Source organism: Acinetobacter sp. UBA3025, assembly GCF_002367915.1.
Classification (GTDB): Bacteria; Pseudomonadota; Gammaproteobacteria; order Pseudomonadales; family Moraxellaceae; genus Acinetobacter.
This window is the reverse complement of record NZ_DFDO01000042.1, coordinates 1-13,126: the sequence shown is the minus strand read 5'-3', so window position 1 is coordinate 13,126 and position 13,126 is coordinate 1. Positions and strand designations below refer to the sequence as shown.

Below are 13,126 nucleotides of genomic sequence, written 5' to 3'. Positions count from 1 at the left end.
TATCATCTAGTTCAAAATCTGTCGAAGACACTAAAACTACCTCGTAGTGAAAAATGTAAATGGGTCTAGGCGCTATTTATCTTGCCTTTAAAAACTTGTCAAGTTTTATTTATATATTTTGTATGTTTATACTAGTTGGCTCTTGTTTTTCTACAGCATAATTGTGTATTTATTAGCTGGTTAGATAGTGAACGCTTTTTATCCCATGGATGAGGGACGTTTCTAAAATTAGATTGGGAAATACACTTGAAAAGATAAACTTAGACCCAATATCGATATTCAATTGTTATTCAAACATATTTATAAAATCATGCTTGACTGATCAATTCCAAAACTATTTCAGGTGAATTGTGCTATCATGCACGGTTTTTCACTGCCACAGATTCAACGAAGAGTAAGCAAAGATGAGCGATATGACTTCCCCTACTTCTCAAGTAGCGGCTCTGATTAGCCGAGGCAAAGAACAAGGTTACTTAACCTTCGCTGAGGTTAACGATCATCTCCCGGACTCCATCACAGAAAGCGAACAGATTGAAGACATCATTCAAATGCTGAATGATGTGGGTATTCCTGTCCATGATCGTGCGCCTGAATCTGATGATGCAATGTTCGAGGATACTGCAGAAGCTGCTGATGAAGTTGCAGAAGAAGAAGCTGCGGCTGTACTTGCATCTGTAGAAAACGAACCAGGTCGTACGACTGACCCTGTACGTATGTACATGCGTGAAATGGGTACCGTTGAACTTTTAACGCGTGAAGGCGAAATTAGCATTGCAAAACGCATTGAAGAAGGTATCCGAGACGTTCTTCACTCTATTGCTTACTGGCCGAATGCTGTAGAAGTTGTACTACAAGAATACAAAGATTATGAAGCTGGCGAACGCCGCCTTGCTGACATTCTGTCAGGTTATTTAGACCCTGAATCAGATGAAGAAATTCCAGAAGTACTGGAAGAAGTCGCTGAAATCGAAGAAGATGAAGAAGCAACGACCAAGTCAACCAAAGATGTAAAACTGGATGATGACGAGGAAGATGAAGAGTCAGATAGCGATGACGATTCTGAAGGTGACTCAGGCCCAGATCCAGAAATTGCCAAAGTTCGTTTTGCCGAACTTTCAGATGCCTGGAAAAATACTAAAGCGGTACTGGAAAAACACGGCCGTAACAGCAAAGAAGCAGAAGAAGCACTTCAAGCGCTTGCAACTGTGTTCATGATGTTCAAGTTCACCCCGCGTTTGTTCGATATCATTTCTGAAATGATTCGTGGTACACATGACCAGATCCGTGGTGCAGAACGTGAAGTTATGCGTTATGCCGTCCGTCGTGGCCGTATGGACCGTACCCAGTTCCGTACAACCTTCCCGGGTCAGGAATCGAATCCAGCCTGGTTAGATGAGCAGATTGCGAAAGCACCTGCCGATCAGAAAGCTTATCTGGAAAAAGTACGTCCTGACGTATTGGCCTTCCAGCAAAAAATTGCAGATATCGAAAAAGATCTTGATCTTAAAGTTCGTGACATCAAAGACATTGCCAAACGTATGGCAGTCGGTGAAGCGAAAGCACGTCGTGCCAAGAAAGAGATGGTTGAAGCAAACTTACGTCTGGTGATTTCGATTGCGAAAAAATACACCAACCGTGGTCTGCAGTTCCTGGATCTGATTCAGGAAGGTAACATCGGTCTGATGAAAGCCGTAGACAAGTTTGAATACCGTCGTGGTTACAAGTTCTCGACTTATGCAACCTGGTGGATTCGTCAGGCAATTACCCGTTCAATCGCGGATCAGGCACGTACCATTCGTATTCCAGTACACATGATTGAAACGATTAACAAGATCAACCGTGTATCTCGTCAATTGCTTCAGGAAATGGGCCGTGAACCGACTCCGGAAGAACTGGGCGAACGTCTGGAAATGGACGAAGTGAAGGTTCGTAAAGTATTGAAAATCGCTAAAGAACCGATTTCGATGGAAACACCGATCGGTGATGATGAAGATTCGCATTTGGGTGACTTCATTGAAGACAGCAACATCACTTCACCAGTGGATGCTGCTACTTCAGAAGGCCTGAAAGAAGCGACTCGCGAAGTGCTGGAAAACCTGACTGAACGTGAAGCGAAAGTCCTGAAAATGCGTTTCGGTATCGACATGCCAACGGATCATACTTTAGAAGAAGTCGGTAAACAGTTCGATGTAACCCGCGAACGTATCCGTCAGATTGAAGCGAAAGCACTGCGTAAGTTACGTCACCCTTCCCGTTCTGAACACCTGCGTTCATTCTTGGAAAATGATTAAGATTTAATACAATTTTGGAGACTTGAAATTTCATCTCTCGTCTCCATTTTGTATTGCAATACACCCAAACGCCTGCGCTATGCAGGCGTTTCGAATAGGGGGACTACATGTTAGACCGTACACCATCTCGTGAACTCCGCGAAGATCTTTGGGTTTTTCCAATGGATTACCCAATCAAACTCATTGGCCTTGCAGGTGAAGAACTGCTGAATGCGGTCGTTGAGATTTTCACCAAACATTTTCCTGACTTTGATGGCGATAGCGTAAGCATCACTCCATCCCGTACTGGTAAATATCATTCGATCACTGCACAGCTCCGTTTCCTTGAACTTGAACAGGTACATGCTGTTTATGCAGATCTGGCTGCTTGTCCTTTGATCAAAACTGCGCTTTAAACCTGATTTTGCTTCATGCCAGGTACATAAAAAAACACGCTTATGGGCGTGTTTTTTTTATGCTTATGAATTTACTGTAGACAATGACGAGCAATCACTCCCCTATCTGCCGCTGAAATCATTATAATTATTAGCAGTATTTTTTAATCTTTCCAAGGACGCACACTGTGACTGATGCGGTTCAAAAACCCTGCCTGATTATTCGTCAATATAATGACCTGACTCCCTATGAAGACCGCTTTCTGGAAATGAAAGCCCTGACTGAAAACCGTGATGAAAACACCCCGGATGAGTTGTGGATTTTGCAGCACCATGATGTACTGACCCAAGGTCAGGCCGGTAAACCGGAACATATCCTGATTCCAACTGATATTCCTGTCATTCAAACCGACCGTGGTGGTCAAGTCACTTGGCATGGTCCTGGTCAGCTCGTCGCATACTTTATGTTTGACCTGAACCGTCTGGGCTGGAATGTCCGTACATTGGTGTCTTATGCCGAAAACCTGATGATTGAACTACTTAAAAAGCATGAGATTGAAGCCTATGCCAAGCCCGATGCTCCGGGCGTCTATGTGAATGAGCGAAAGATTGGTTCTCTCGGCTTTAAAATCCGTAAAGGCCGTAGCTATCATGGCTTATCTTTAAATATTGATTGCGACCTGACTGGTTTCCATACCATCAACCCGTGCGGCTATGCAGGCCTGGAAATGGTGCGAATTAATGACCTCGTCAGCAACCCGCCAAAGTTTAATGACTTGTGTGTTGAAATTATTGAAACTTTAAGCAGCAGCGGTTACTTTAAGCAGGTGAACGTCGAGCAAAGATAAAGCCTTTGCATTTTAACAATAAATAAATTAGAGTAATTACTCTAAACCAATAATATCAAGATAGGGATCATCACGTGATTGCGACAAAATCCGTAAAACCCGCTTTGCAGCTTGCCTATGTCAAACTGATGATGGATATCATTGGCCGTGGCCTGGTCATGGCAAGTCAGGTAGACCCAGAAATCAAACAGGAAGTTGCCCAGTTTCCCGCCAATTTTAGGCTTTCAATGAATGTTTTTCCACATGGCCCGGCCTTCGTTGCCCGGGTCACGGAACAACATCAGCTGGAACTGGTCAAAGAAAGCAATATCAAGCCAGACCTGACCATTACCTTTAAGCATCTGCATCATGCCTTTCTAGTGTTTTCCTTTCAGGAAAGCACGTCTCAGGCCTTTGCCAATGACCGCATGATTGCCGATGGTGATATTTCCTATGCGATCCGTCTGGTACGTTGCCTGAACAAAATGGAAGCGCTGATCTTGCCGAAAATGGTGGCGCAACTGGCAGTAAAAGAATACCCGAATAATCTGGGACTCAAAGATAAAATCATGGAAGCGAGCAGCATCTACTTAAAAGTCGCTCAATCTTATTTGAAACGGAGTGTATAACATGGCAAAACCTTATTATGAATTTTTCTGCCCAGTCAAAGTAATTGCTGGTCATGCCGCGTTAGAACACATTCCTTTTGAATTGGCCACTTTAGGTGCCAAACGTCCACTAATCATTACCGATAAAGGTGTACGTGCCAATAACCTGCTGGCGCCGATTGAAGCTGCTTTTGAATCGACCGATGCCAAAATTGCAGCGATTTTCGATGATGTACCGCCAGACTCCAGTTTAGGTACAGTGCGCAGCGCAGCACAGCTTTATCGTGATCATGATTGCGATGCCATTATTGCCGTGGGTGGTGGCTCAGTGATTGATACTTCAAAAGCGACCAATATTTTGGTCTCTGAAGGTGGTGACGACTTACTCAAATATTCTGGTGCGCATAACCTGCCTAAACCGCTGAAGCCATTTTTCGTAATTCCTACGACTTCAGGAACTGGTTCTGAAGTGACGATGGTTGCTGTGGTATCGGATACTGAAAAGAATGTGAAAATGCCATTTGCATCCTACTACCTGATGCCGCATGCAGCGATTCTGGATCCACGTATGACTCAGACCCTGCCACCGCATCTAACTGCCATGACAGCCATGGATGCGATGACTCATGCGGTAGAAGCTTATACCTGTATGGCAGCCAATCCAATTTCCGATGCCTATGCCACAGCTGCAGTGAAAAAAGTCAGTGCCAACCTGTTTAACGTACTCGACAACCCAACTGATGCTCAAGGTCGTCTGGAGCTGGCTCAGGCCTCTACCATGGCCGGAATTGCCTTCTCCAATTCAATGGTGGGTCTGGTGCACTCCCTTGGACATGCTCTAGGTGCAGTCGCGCATTTGCCGCATGGCCTATGTATGAATCTGTTCCTGCCTTATGTACTGGAATACAACAAGGAAGTGAATGGCGACAAGATTGCCGAGCTGCTGCTGCCATTGGCGGGTGCAGACATCTATGCACAAACACCAGCACACTTACGTGCAGACAAGACCATTGCTACAATTTTAACCATGCATGATCGAATCTATAGCTTGACCAAATTACCGCGCACATTAAGTGAAACAGGTAAGATTTCTGAAGCACAGCTGGATGAAGTTGCTGAAAAAGCATTAAATGATGGTTCCATCATTTACAACCCAAAAGAAGCCAGTTTGGAAGATTTGAAATCTATCTTAAAAAAGGCTTGGTAATTACTGAAAAATAAGCCAATATAGCGAAAAATTTAAGCCTGATGTTTTTTTAGACATCGGGCTTTTATCTTGCAGGAAATCGCCGTTTTTTGCTTCGAATGGCACATTTCGTGCAGGCCTAAATTCAAAAAATAGCTAGTAAAAGCCGTAATTTTAAAGTAGATTGGCGCGCTTTTATAGAAAATTGTAGGGGGGATCGTTCGTCTCAAACGATCCTTATTAAATATGACTGATCCTTGATCAACGATTAAGAGGATAACGCCGTTGACAAATTTCTCTGGGACTCAATCGGCAGCTAAACTGCAAAAAACGCTAGGGCTCTGGCACATCATTATTATTGGTTTAGCTTACATTCAACCAATGACCTTATTTGATACTTTTGGTTTGGTATCTGAAGAAAGTCATTTGCATGTTCCTACTTCTTACATCATTGCCCTGATTGCAATTTTGTTTACATCGATCAGCTATGGTCACATGATTCGCCGCTACCCTTCTTCGGGTTCGGCCTATACCTATGCCCAAAAATCGATTCACCCGAATATTGGCTTCATGGTGGGCTGGTCTTCCTGGCTGGATTATCTGTTATCACCAATGGTGAACATCATCCTAGCAGTGATCTATCTTGAAGCACTGTTTCCTGATGTGAACCACTGGGTCTGGGTAATCGTGCTGACTGCCTTCATGACCGGGGTAAACCTGCGCGGTGCACGCTTCGTGGCAAACTTTAACAGTTTGATCGTACTGGTACAGTTACTGGTGATCGGTATCTTTACCTGGATGGTCTTTACCAAACTGCAGGCCGGTTTCAATGCTGATGGTCCGATTACAGCTGAACAGCGTTACCAGCTTTGGAGTCTTGAACCGTTCTGGAATGAACTGACTTCGGTAGGCGCCCTGATTACTGGTGCGACCTTACTGTGCTTCTCATTCACCGGTTTTGACTCTTTAAGCTCTCTGGCAGAAGAAACCAAAGATACTGAAAACACCTTGCCTAAAGCGATTTTCTTGACTGCTTTAATCGCTGGTGTGATTTTCATTATCAGCACTTATTTCATGCAGCTGTACTTCCCTTCTACACCGGGTTCTTACTTCAAGAATATTGCTGAAACTCAGCCAGAAATTCTGCTTCTTGTAGGCGGCTCACTGTTCCAGTCTTATGTTCTGACTTTTGCGATCATTACCGTAATGGCGTCTGGTATCTCTGCTCATGCAGGTGTATCTCGTCTGATGTATGTCATGGGCCGTGATGGCGTGATCAACAAGAAAATCTTTGGTCATATCAGTCCGAAAAGCTATACACCAAACTACAACATTCTGATTGTAGGTGCAGTGGCCTTAACTGCTGGCTTCATGGATCTGGATATCGTGATTTCAATGATTAGCTTCGGTGCCTTGACTGCGTTTACATTCGTGAACCTGTCAGTGATTTCCCGTTATGCACTGCGTGATGGTCGTACTAAAACTGCAAAAGATATTTTCAGCTTTGTGGTCATCCCGATGCTTGGTTTTATCAGCATCTTTGCGATGTGGCTGGAAATTGAAGAAACTGCACTGAAATACGGTTTATGGTGGGCGATGTTCGGTATTTTGTACTTAGGTTACAAAACCAAGGGCTTTAAGCACCCTGCTCCACAACATAATGAGTTTGAATAATCGATATTGTTCATACCTAAAAAAGGCGCTTTATGCGCCTTTTTTATTTTCTTGGATAATGGACTGGGCTTATTGTAGGCGACAATCAAAACCCATCTGGGTATTTACCCGGTTATTCTGAAAGCCCAATTTTTCAATAAACAGATCACGATTGGATAATAGTTTCTGATCTTCCGGACTGAGTCGAGCCTTGTTTTTCACTGCCATTTGATACATTTCATTCACCACGCCCTGAAAAATATCACAAACTTCCTGACGTTTGACTGATTTCATCTGACGTCCACGCCAAGTCCACTCGAAATCATCACGGCTGAGGGTTTTGCTCCATTGCTCAATGCGGCTATTTAAGCGTTGTTGCATCGCTGCCAGCCCCTGACGGATTTCTGCCTGAGTAATGGGCTGAACTGTATCTTGTGATGATAGTGATTGCTGTGGCGCTTCTTGAGCCTGTGTCATCATGCTGGCCAGCAATAACGTACTACATCCTGCTAAAAACCATCCTTTTTTCACATCTTGTTCCTTTTTTCTATATTCTCAAGAGCTTATCTACAAGATTACCTGAAAGACCTAATATGCACCCACATCTGTTACATAAAATAAAAAAGCTGCCCTTAGGCAGCTTTTTAAATCGGTCCGTTGAACTTAAAGCGGTTTAAAACCCTGCTGACGCCATGCTTCATAGACAATCACAGCAGTTGCATTAGACAGGTTCAAGCTGCGTGAATTCTCTGCCATTGGCAGACGAATCCAGTGCTCTTTTGGGAACATCATACGTACATGCTCTGGCAAGCCACGAGTTTCTGGTCCCATCAACAAGGCTACAGAACGATTTAGATCTGAGGTATGTGGGGTTTCAAAACCTTTGGTGGTCAGCGGATAAACCGCATCTATACCTACGCCCTTAGTAGCCAGATCGGCCAGACAGTCTTCAATATTTTCCCAAATCTGCATATTGGCATATTCATGATAATCGAGACCAGCACGTCTTAGTTTTTTATCATCCAGTTCAAAGCCAAGCGGCTTGACCAAATGTAACTGTGCTCCCGTATTTGCGCATAGGCGAATAATATTACCTGTATTGGCAGGAATTTCAGGTTCATATAAAACAACATGGATCACAGCTTTTCTCTACTTTTGGGAGTTCAGTGGCTGTTTAGGACCACTTCAATTTTTCACGTAAACGCACCACTTCACCAATAATGGTCAAAGTTGGTGCCTGAATATGGTGCTCATTCACTTTCGATGCAATATCTTGGAGCGTTCCCACCACTACTTTTTGCTCTGGTGTGGTGCCTTTTGAGACTAGGGCCACAGGCATATCTGGACGCTGACCATGCTCAATCAATTGTGCACAGATTTTTTCCAGTCCAACCAGTCCCATATACAGTACTAAGGTCTGGTTTTCATAGACCAGTTCATTCCAAGGCAGCTCTGGTGAACCTTCTTTTAAATGACCTGTCAGGAAGCGCACGCTTTGCGCATGATCACGATGAGTGAGCGGAATACCAGCATAAGCTGAACAGCCTGAAGCTGCAGTAATGCCAGGCACGACCTGAAAGGCCACGCCAGCAGCAAACAGCTCTTCAATCTCTTCACCGCCACGACCAAAGATAAACGGATCACCGCCTTTTAGACGACAAACGCGCTTGCCTTCGCTGGCATATTTCACCAGTAAGGCATTAATTCCTTCTTGTGGCACTGCATGATTAGACCGCGCCTTACCGACATAGATCTTCTCTGCATCACGGCGACAGAGATCCATAATTGGTGCAGAGACCAAACGGTCATAGATCACCACATCGGCCTGCTGCATCAAGCGTAAGGCTTTTAGCGTCAATAACTCCGGATCACCCGGTCCGGCACCGACCAGATAAACCTCACCTTTTGGCTTTTGCCATTCATTTAAGGCTTGTTCAATCAAACGGTCAGCTTCAGCCAGATTGTCATTAAACACCTGTTCTTTCAAAGGACTGGCATATAAATTTTCCCAGAAGATACGGCGTTCATCGGGATTAGTGATCTTGGCTTTAACTGCACTACGCCACTTACCAGAGAACTCAGCCAGTTTACCCATACCATGCGGAATGGTAGCTTCAAGCTGAGTGCGGATCTGACGAGACAATACCGGTGAAGTACCGTTACTCGCGACTGAAATAATCAGTGGTGAGCGGTCGATAATCGCTGGTACCATGAAACGGCAATGTGGTGGATCATCAACACTGTTGACCAGCACATTTTCAGCTTCACAGTCTTCAAACACCTGACGGTTGACTCCAGCATCATTGGTCGCTGCAATCACCAGACGATAAGAGCGTAATGGAATTTCAGGATTGAAAGGTGCCTGAACATATTGACCGGCGGTCGCTTGAACAATCTCAAGCAGTCTCGCTTCAATCTCAGGTGCAACCACCGAAATGACTGCCCCTGCTTTCTGTAGCAATACCGCTTTACGGTATGCAATATGTCCACCACCGACAATCAGACAAGGTTGCTGTTGCAACTTTAACGAGATTGGAAAGATATCCACAAAATGCCTCAAAAAGTTTTAAATCTGACTGTCTAAGCAATTTTCATGCACATTTTGGTGCATACACCGATATTTAGTCGATGTAAGTTGCGCCACCCATATACGGACGCAGTACTTCAGGGATCTCAATTGAACCATCAGCACGTTGATAGTTTTCCATCACTGCCAGTAAAGTACGACCTACAGCCAGACCTGAACCATTCAGCGTATGTACGAATTCAGTTTTTTTCTGGTCAGCACGGTAACGCGCTTTCATACGGCGTGCCTGGAAATCCCACATATTTGAGCAAGATGAAATCTCACGATACGTATTTTGACTTGGCACCCAGACTTCAAGGTCATAAGTTTTGCATGCACCAAAGCCCATATCACCGCCACACAGAATGATTTTACGGTATGGCAGACCTAATGCCTGCAAAATACCTTCGGCATGACCAGTTAGCTCTTCCAGTGCCTGCATAGAGTCTTCAGGTTTTACAATCTGCACCATCTCAACTTTGTCAAACTGGTGCTGACGGATCAAACCACGGGTATCACGGCCATAAGAGCCAGCTTCACTACGGAAACATGGGGTATGTGCTGCATATTTTAGTGGCAGACGGTCAGCATCAATGATTTCATCACGCACGAAGTTGGTTACAGGCACTTCAGCCGTAGGGATCAGGTAGAATTCTTTTTCACCTTGCAGCTTGAACAGGTCTTCTTCAAATTTTGGTAATTGACCAGTACCACGTAGAGAATCTGCATTCACCAAATAAGGAACATAGGCTTCGGTATAGCCATTTTTAGTGGTATGCGTATCCAGCATGAACTGAGTGATGGCACGTTGCAGACGCGCTAAAGGACCTTTCAGAACGCTAAACCGTGAACCAGTCAATTTGGTCGCAGTTTCAAATTCCAGACCGCCCATCATTTCGCCCAGGTCAGTATGGTCTTTGATTTCAAAATCAAATTCGCGTGGTGTACCCCATTTCAGGACTTCCACATTGTTATTTTCATCTTTACCTTCAGGTACAGATTCATCTGGAAGGTTTGGAATAGACAGTGATTTTTCTTCTAGTTCAGCTTGCAGTTCAGCCAGAGCAGCTTCAGCAGCCTTAATTTCATCACCAATCGCAGACATGCGTGCCATAATTTCAGAGGCATCGTCACCTGCTTTTTTGATCTGCCCCACTTGCTTGGCACCGGCATTACGCTCAGCTTGCAAGGATTCAGTTTTGGATTGAATCTCTTTACGTCGAGCTTCTAATGATGCCCACTCCTCAACATTCAGTTGAACACCACGTTTTGCCAAGGCTAAATTTACAGCCTCAATATTATTTCTAAGTAATTTCGGGTCGATCATAGCCAATCTTTGGATAAGAAAAAAACTGGCTATAGTGTAAGCTCTTAACGTCAAAAAATACAGTGACTGACCTACCGGCTGGAGTTTATTAGCGCAATATTTAAAGGCTTGTTTGAGGCAGAAGCGATAAATATTCAGGCCGGATGATCTCGCTTAATGCTGTATAAGGTACTTTTAATTCTGCCATGTCACTGATTGGCTTACTCAACTCACCTGCCGGATAAACCAGTACCAAGCCCTGACCGTCAAAATAATAATTGTCGCTCAATGCTAATTTCTGCTGGGTGATTTGATAGCGATCTAGCCAGTCTTTATTTGCTTGATATAGAGCCTGTTTCAGTTTTTCATCTGTATTACCGCGCACAACCTGATGAAGAGCTAGACGTTTCTTCTGTTTTATATCTAGATTGACATATTCACTATGAGATTGTGACTGGGCACGTTCAGGCTGATGAGTAGTTTTGAAGATAAAAGTAGCTAGATGAGCATGCTGATTCAGGTAACTCACCTGAATGGAACGCTGATCAATAAATTTCGGCTCATCCTTTGCTTTAATTTTATTACTGGTCACTTTGCTAAAAGCGACCGGCTCAGTACGCTGGATCCGCTCCATAAAATACTGATCAATCCAGCTGATATTGGTATCTACAGTCTGCAAATCAAAACGCACACAACCTTCGATTTCACACACGACCTGATTAGCATCTTTAACCGGAATTGTTTTGGACTGAATTTGCCCCGTGTCTTCTGATTGCGCGGATGTAGTGACTGAAGAGGTTTGAGGCTGACAGGCAAATAGCCCAAGATTCAGACATAAGATACAACCGATCCAGCCTATTTTACATGAAGTCATTTTCATCCTGAGCTCCTAAAATTTTGCAATTTCATTGACTCAACTTTTGTTTATTCTAAAACGCCCGAACTTCCAGATATACGCCAACCTTGTAATGACTCCAAATCCATCCCGATCAGGAACAAAAAGAAGCAACCCGGAGGTTGCTTTTTTATTTAGGGTGTATTGATGCTTACTGATCAATAATGTCTGTGCCCTTTGGCGGAGTAAAGTTAAACGTAGATGCCGGAATCGTGGTATTCAGTTTTACATTACTAAATTTAATATTCGTAGTCTGACCTAAGGAATCTTGCAAAATCATCAAGCTAGGCGCTTTGTTCGCACCAAAACTAATAGTCAGGCTTTCAAACACCCCATCGGTATTTTTCGGATAAAGCGTGTAATAGGTTTTAGCTTTATTCGGCTGGGTTACACGATAAGATTGCATAATCTGGCTGGTATTGCCGGACAATAATAATGCCGGTGTATTTGCCACCTGGTCGTCTAGACTCTGACGCACTGCTTGCTGCAAGTCCGGATCATAGATCCATACGGTTTTACCTGTAGTAGCAATAGTCTGTTTCGACGGGCTTGAAGTTTCCCAGTAGAATTTACCCGGACGTGCCACTTTCATCACACCTTTAAAGGTCTGGTTCATGTGCTGCGCGGTCAAGCCTTTTTTCTGGGTCGCTTTCGGATTAGTGACTTTAGTCGTTTGTTCAAAATTTGCAGTTAAGCTACGGATATTGCTGAGCTGTTTCACCAGATTCGCAGTAGCTTGCTGCTCCGTCGCTGCAGTTGCGGCAAATACAGTCGTGCTCATGACAGGTGCCAGTGTCGCCGTACCGATTGTTATGGCACATACAGTTTTACGAAGCATACTCATAATCTCACCTTTTTGTATTTGCATATCGCTATGTATCTAATGGCTCATCTTAAACGAATTTCAAAAACTAAGATGATAGAAAATAAGAAGTTTTGTATTGTTATTAATGCAGAATTCCTGTTTTTATTCATCATGATGAAGATTCAATAGTGATATTTACATTCGCTGTCACAGCTTTATAAGCCGATAAATCTTCATGCATAAAAAAACCCACAGAAACTGTGGGTCTTTTTTCTATTTCAGCAAATTATGCTTCAACAGATACGTAGCGACGGCCAAATTGACCTTTCACTTCGAATTTTACTACGCCATCAGCAGTAGCAAATAATGTATGGTCACGGCCCATACCTACGTTTTGACCAGCGTGGAATTCAGTACCACGTTGACGAACGATGATGTTACCTGCAGTTACAGTTTGGCCACCGTAAACTTTAACACCTAACATCTTAGGATTCGAATCACGACCGTTCTTAGTCGAACCACCGGCTTTTTTAGTTGCCATGTCTATTTACTCCTAGTAATTAGCCTGAGATACCAGTAATTTTCAACTCAGTGAACCATTGACGGTGACCTTGT

At 43.8% G+C, this 13,126-nt stretch carries 13 protein-coding genes; 6 read left to right on the top strand and 7 right to left on the bottom strand.

All coding sequences use genetic code 11. The features are described 5' to 3' along the window. Positions 1 to 404: 404 nt before the first annotated feature. The 6 genes from rpoD (at position 405) to B4J23_RS01755 (ending at position 6,960) form a co-directional block, all read left to right on the top strand. Entirely contained in the window at positions 405 to 2,291 is a 1,887-nt protein-coding gene (gene rpoD, locus B4J23_RS01780) for an RNA polymerase sigma factor RpoD (RefSeq protein ID WP_180002122.1), read from the top strand. A 107-nt stretch (positions 2,292 to 2,398) separates the two neighbouring features. After that, positions 2,399 to 2,686, top strand: coding sequence for a YbeD family protein (locus tag B4J23_RS01775; protein WP_004784874.1), 288 nt, complete (start codon positions 2,399 to 2,401; stop codon positions 2,684 to 2,686). Between the two features lie 167 nt (positions 2,687 to 2,853). Further along, a complete protein-coding gene (gene lipB, locus B4J23_RS01770) occupies positions 2,854 to 3,513 on the top strand; it encodes a lipoyl(octanoyl) transferase LipB (protein WP_291358601.1) in 660 nt (219 codons plus the stop codon). 74 nt (positions 3,514 to 3,587) lie between these two features. After that, complete coding sequence (locus tag B4J23_RS01765; RefSeq protein WP_159123447.1) at positions 3,588 to 4,121, top strand: hypothetical protein; 534 nt, start codon at positions 3,588 to 3,590, stop codon at positions 4,119 to 4,121. A gap of 1 nt (position 4,122) precedes the next feature. Then, entirely contained in the window at positions 4,123 to 5,307 is a 1,185-nt protein-coding gene (locus B4J23_RS01760; RefSeq protein WP_291358600.1) for an iron-containing alcohol dehydrogenase, read from the top strand. A 264-nt stretch (positions 5,308 to 5,571) separates the two neighbouring features. Beyond that, positions 5,572 to 6,960: an APC family permease gene (locus tag B4J23_RS01755; protein WP_004784881.1), complete on the top strand. Its 1,389-nt coding sequence runs from the start codon at positions 5,572 to 5,574 to the stop codon at positions 6,958 to 6,960. A gap of 69 nt (positions 6,961 to 7,029) precedes the next feature. Here the strand turns inward: B4J23_RS01755 and B4J23_RS01750 are convergent, their stop codons facing one another. From B4J23_RS01750 to rpmA, 7 genes are all read right to left on the bottom strand, one after another. Further along, on the bottom strand, positions 7,030 to 7,419 hold the full coding sequence (locus B4J23_RS01750; RefSeq protein ID WP_291358602.1) for a hypothetical protein: 390 nt from the start codon (positions 7,417 to 7,419) through the stop codon (positions 7,030 to 7,032). Between the two features lie 183 nt (positions 7,420 to 7,602). Continuing rightward, entirely contained in the window at positions 7,603 to 8,079 is a 477-nt protein-coding gene (locus B4J23_RS01745) for a tRNA (cytidine(34)-2'-O)-methyltransferase (RefSeq protein WP_291358599.1), read from the bottom strand. A 34-nt stretch (positions 8,080 to 8,113) separates the two neighbouring features. Continuing rightward, the gene (gene cysG, locus B4J23_RS01740; protein WP_291358598.1) at positions 8,114 to 9,487 is read right to left on the bottom strand and encodes a siroheme synthase CysG; all 1,374 of its coding nucleotides are present in this window, start codon (positions 9,485 to 9,487) and stop codon (positions 8,114 to 8,116) included. 73 nt (positions 9,488 to 9,560) lie between these two features. Continuing rightward, a complete protein-coding gene (gene serS, locus B4J23_RS01735; RefSeq protein ID WP_291358597.1) occupies positions 9,561 to 10,832 on the bottom strand; it encodes a serine--tRNA ligase in 1,272 nt (423 codons plus the stop codon). 100 nt (positions 10,833 to 10,932) lie between these two features. Continuing rightward, the gene (locus tag B4J23_RS01730) at positions 10,933 to 11,691 is read right to left on the bottom strand and encodes a DUF3298 domain-containing protein (RefSeq protein ID WP_159123406.1); all 759 of its coding nucleotides are present in this window, start codon (positions 11,689 to 11,691) and stop codon (positions 10,933 to 10,935) included. A gap of 166 nt (positions 11,692 to 11,857) precedes the next feature. Continuing rightward, complete coding sequence (lolA, locus tag B4J23_RS01725) at positions 11,858 to 12,550, bottom strand: outer membrane lipoprotein chaperone LolA (protein ID WP_004784895.1); 693 nt, start codon at positions 12,548 to 12,550, stop codon at positions 11,858 to 11,860. A 247-nt stretch (positions 12,551 to 12,797) separates the two neighbouring features. Further along, complete coding sequence (gene rpmA / locus B4J23_RS01720) at positions 12,798 to 13,052, bottom strand: 50S ribosomal protein L27 (protein WP_004784896.1); 255 nt, start codon at positions 13,050 to 13,052, stop codon at positions 12,798 to 12,800. Positions 13,053 to 13,126: the final 74 nt, after the last annotated feature.

What these genes read in the sequence shown, in the direction of transcription:
- B4J23_RS01750 (WP_291358602.1), bottom strand. Translation starts at nt 7,419, where the DNA reads ATGATGACACAGGCTCAAGAAGCGCCACAGCAATCACTATCATCACAA.
- rpmA (WP_004784896.1), bottom strand. Translation starts at nt 13,052, where the DNA reads ATGGCAACTAAAAAAGCCGGTGGTTCGACTAAGAACGGTCGTGATTCG.
- B4J23_RS01760 (WP_291358600.1), top strand. Translation starts at nt 4,123, where the DNA reads ATGGCAAAACCTTATTATGAATTTTTCTGCCCAGTCAAAGTAATTGCT.
- rpoD (WP_180002122.1), top strand. Translation starts at nt 405, where the DNA reads ATGAGCGATATGACTTCCCCTACTTCTCAAGTAGCGGCTCTGATTAGC.
- B4J23_RS01730 (WP_159123406.1), bottom strand. Translation starts at nt 11,691, where the DNA reads ATGAAAATGACTTCATGTAAAATAGGCTGGATCGGTTGTATCTTATGT.
- lolA (WP_004784895.1), bottom strand. Translation starts at nt 12,550, where the DNA reads ATGAGTATGCTTCGTAAAACTGTATGTGCCATAACAATCGGTACGGCG.
- serS (WP_291358597.1), bottom strand. Translation starts at nt 10,832, where the DNA reads ATGATCGACCCGAAATTACTTAGAAATAATATTGAGGCTGTAAATTTA.
- B4J23_RS01775 (WP_004784874.1), top strand. Translation starts at nt 2,399, where the DNA reads ATGTTAGACCGTACACCATCTCGTGAACTCCGCGAAGATCTTTGGGTT.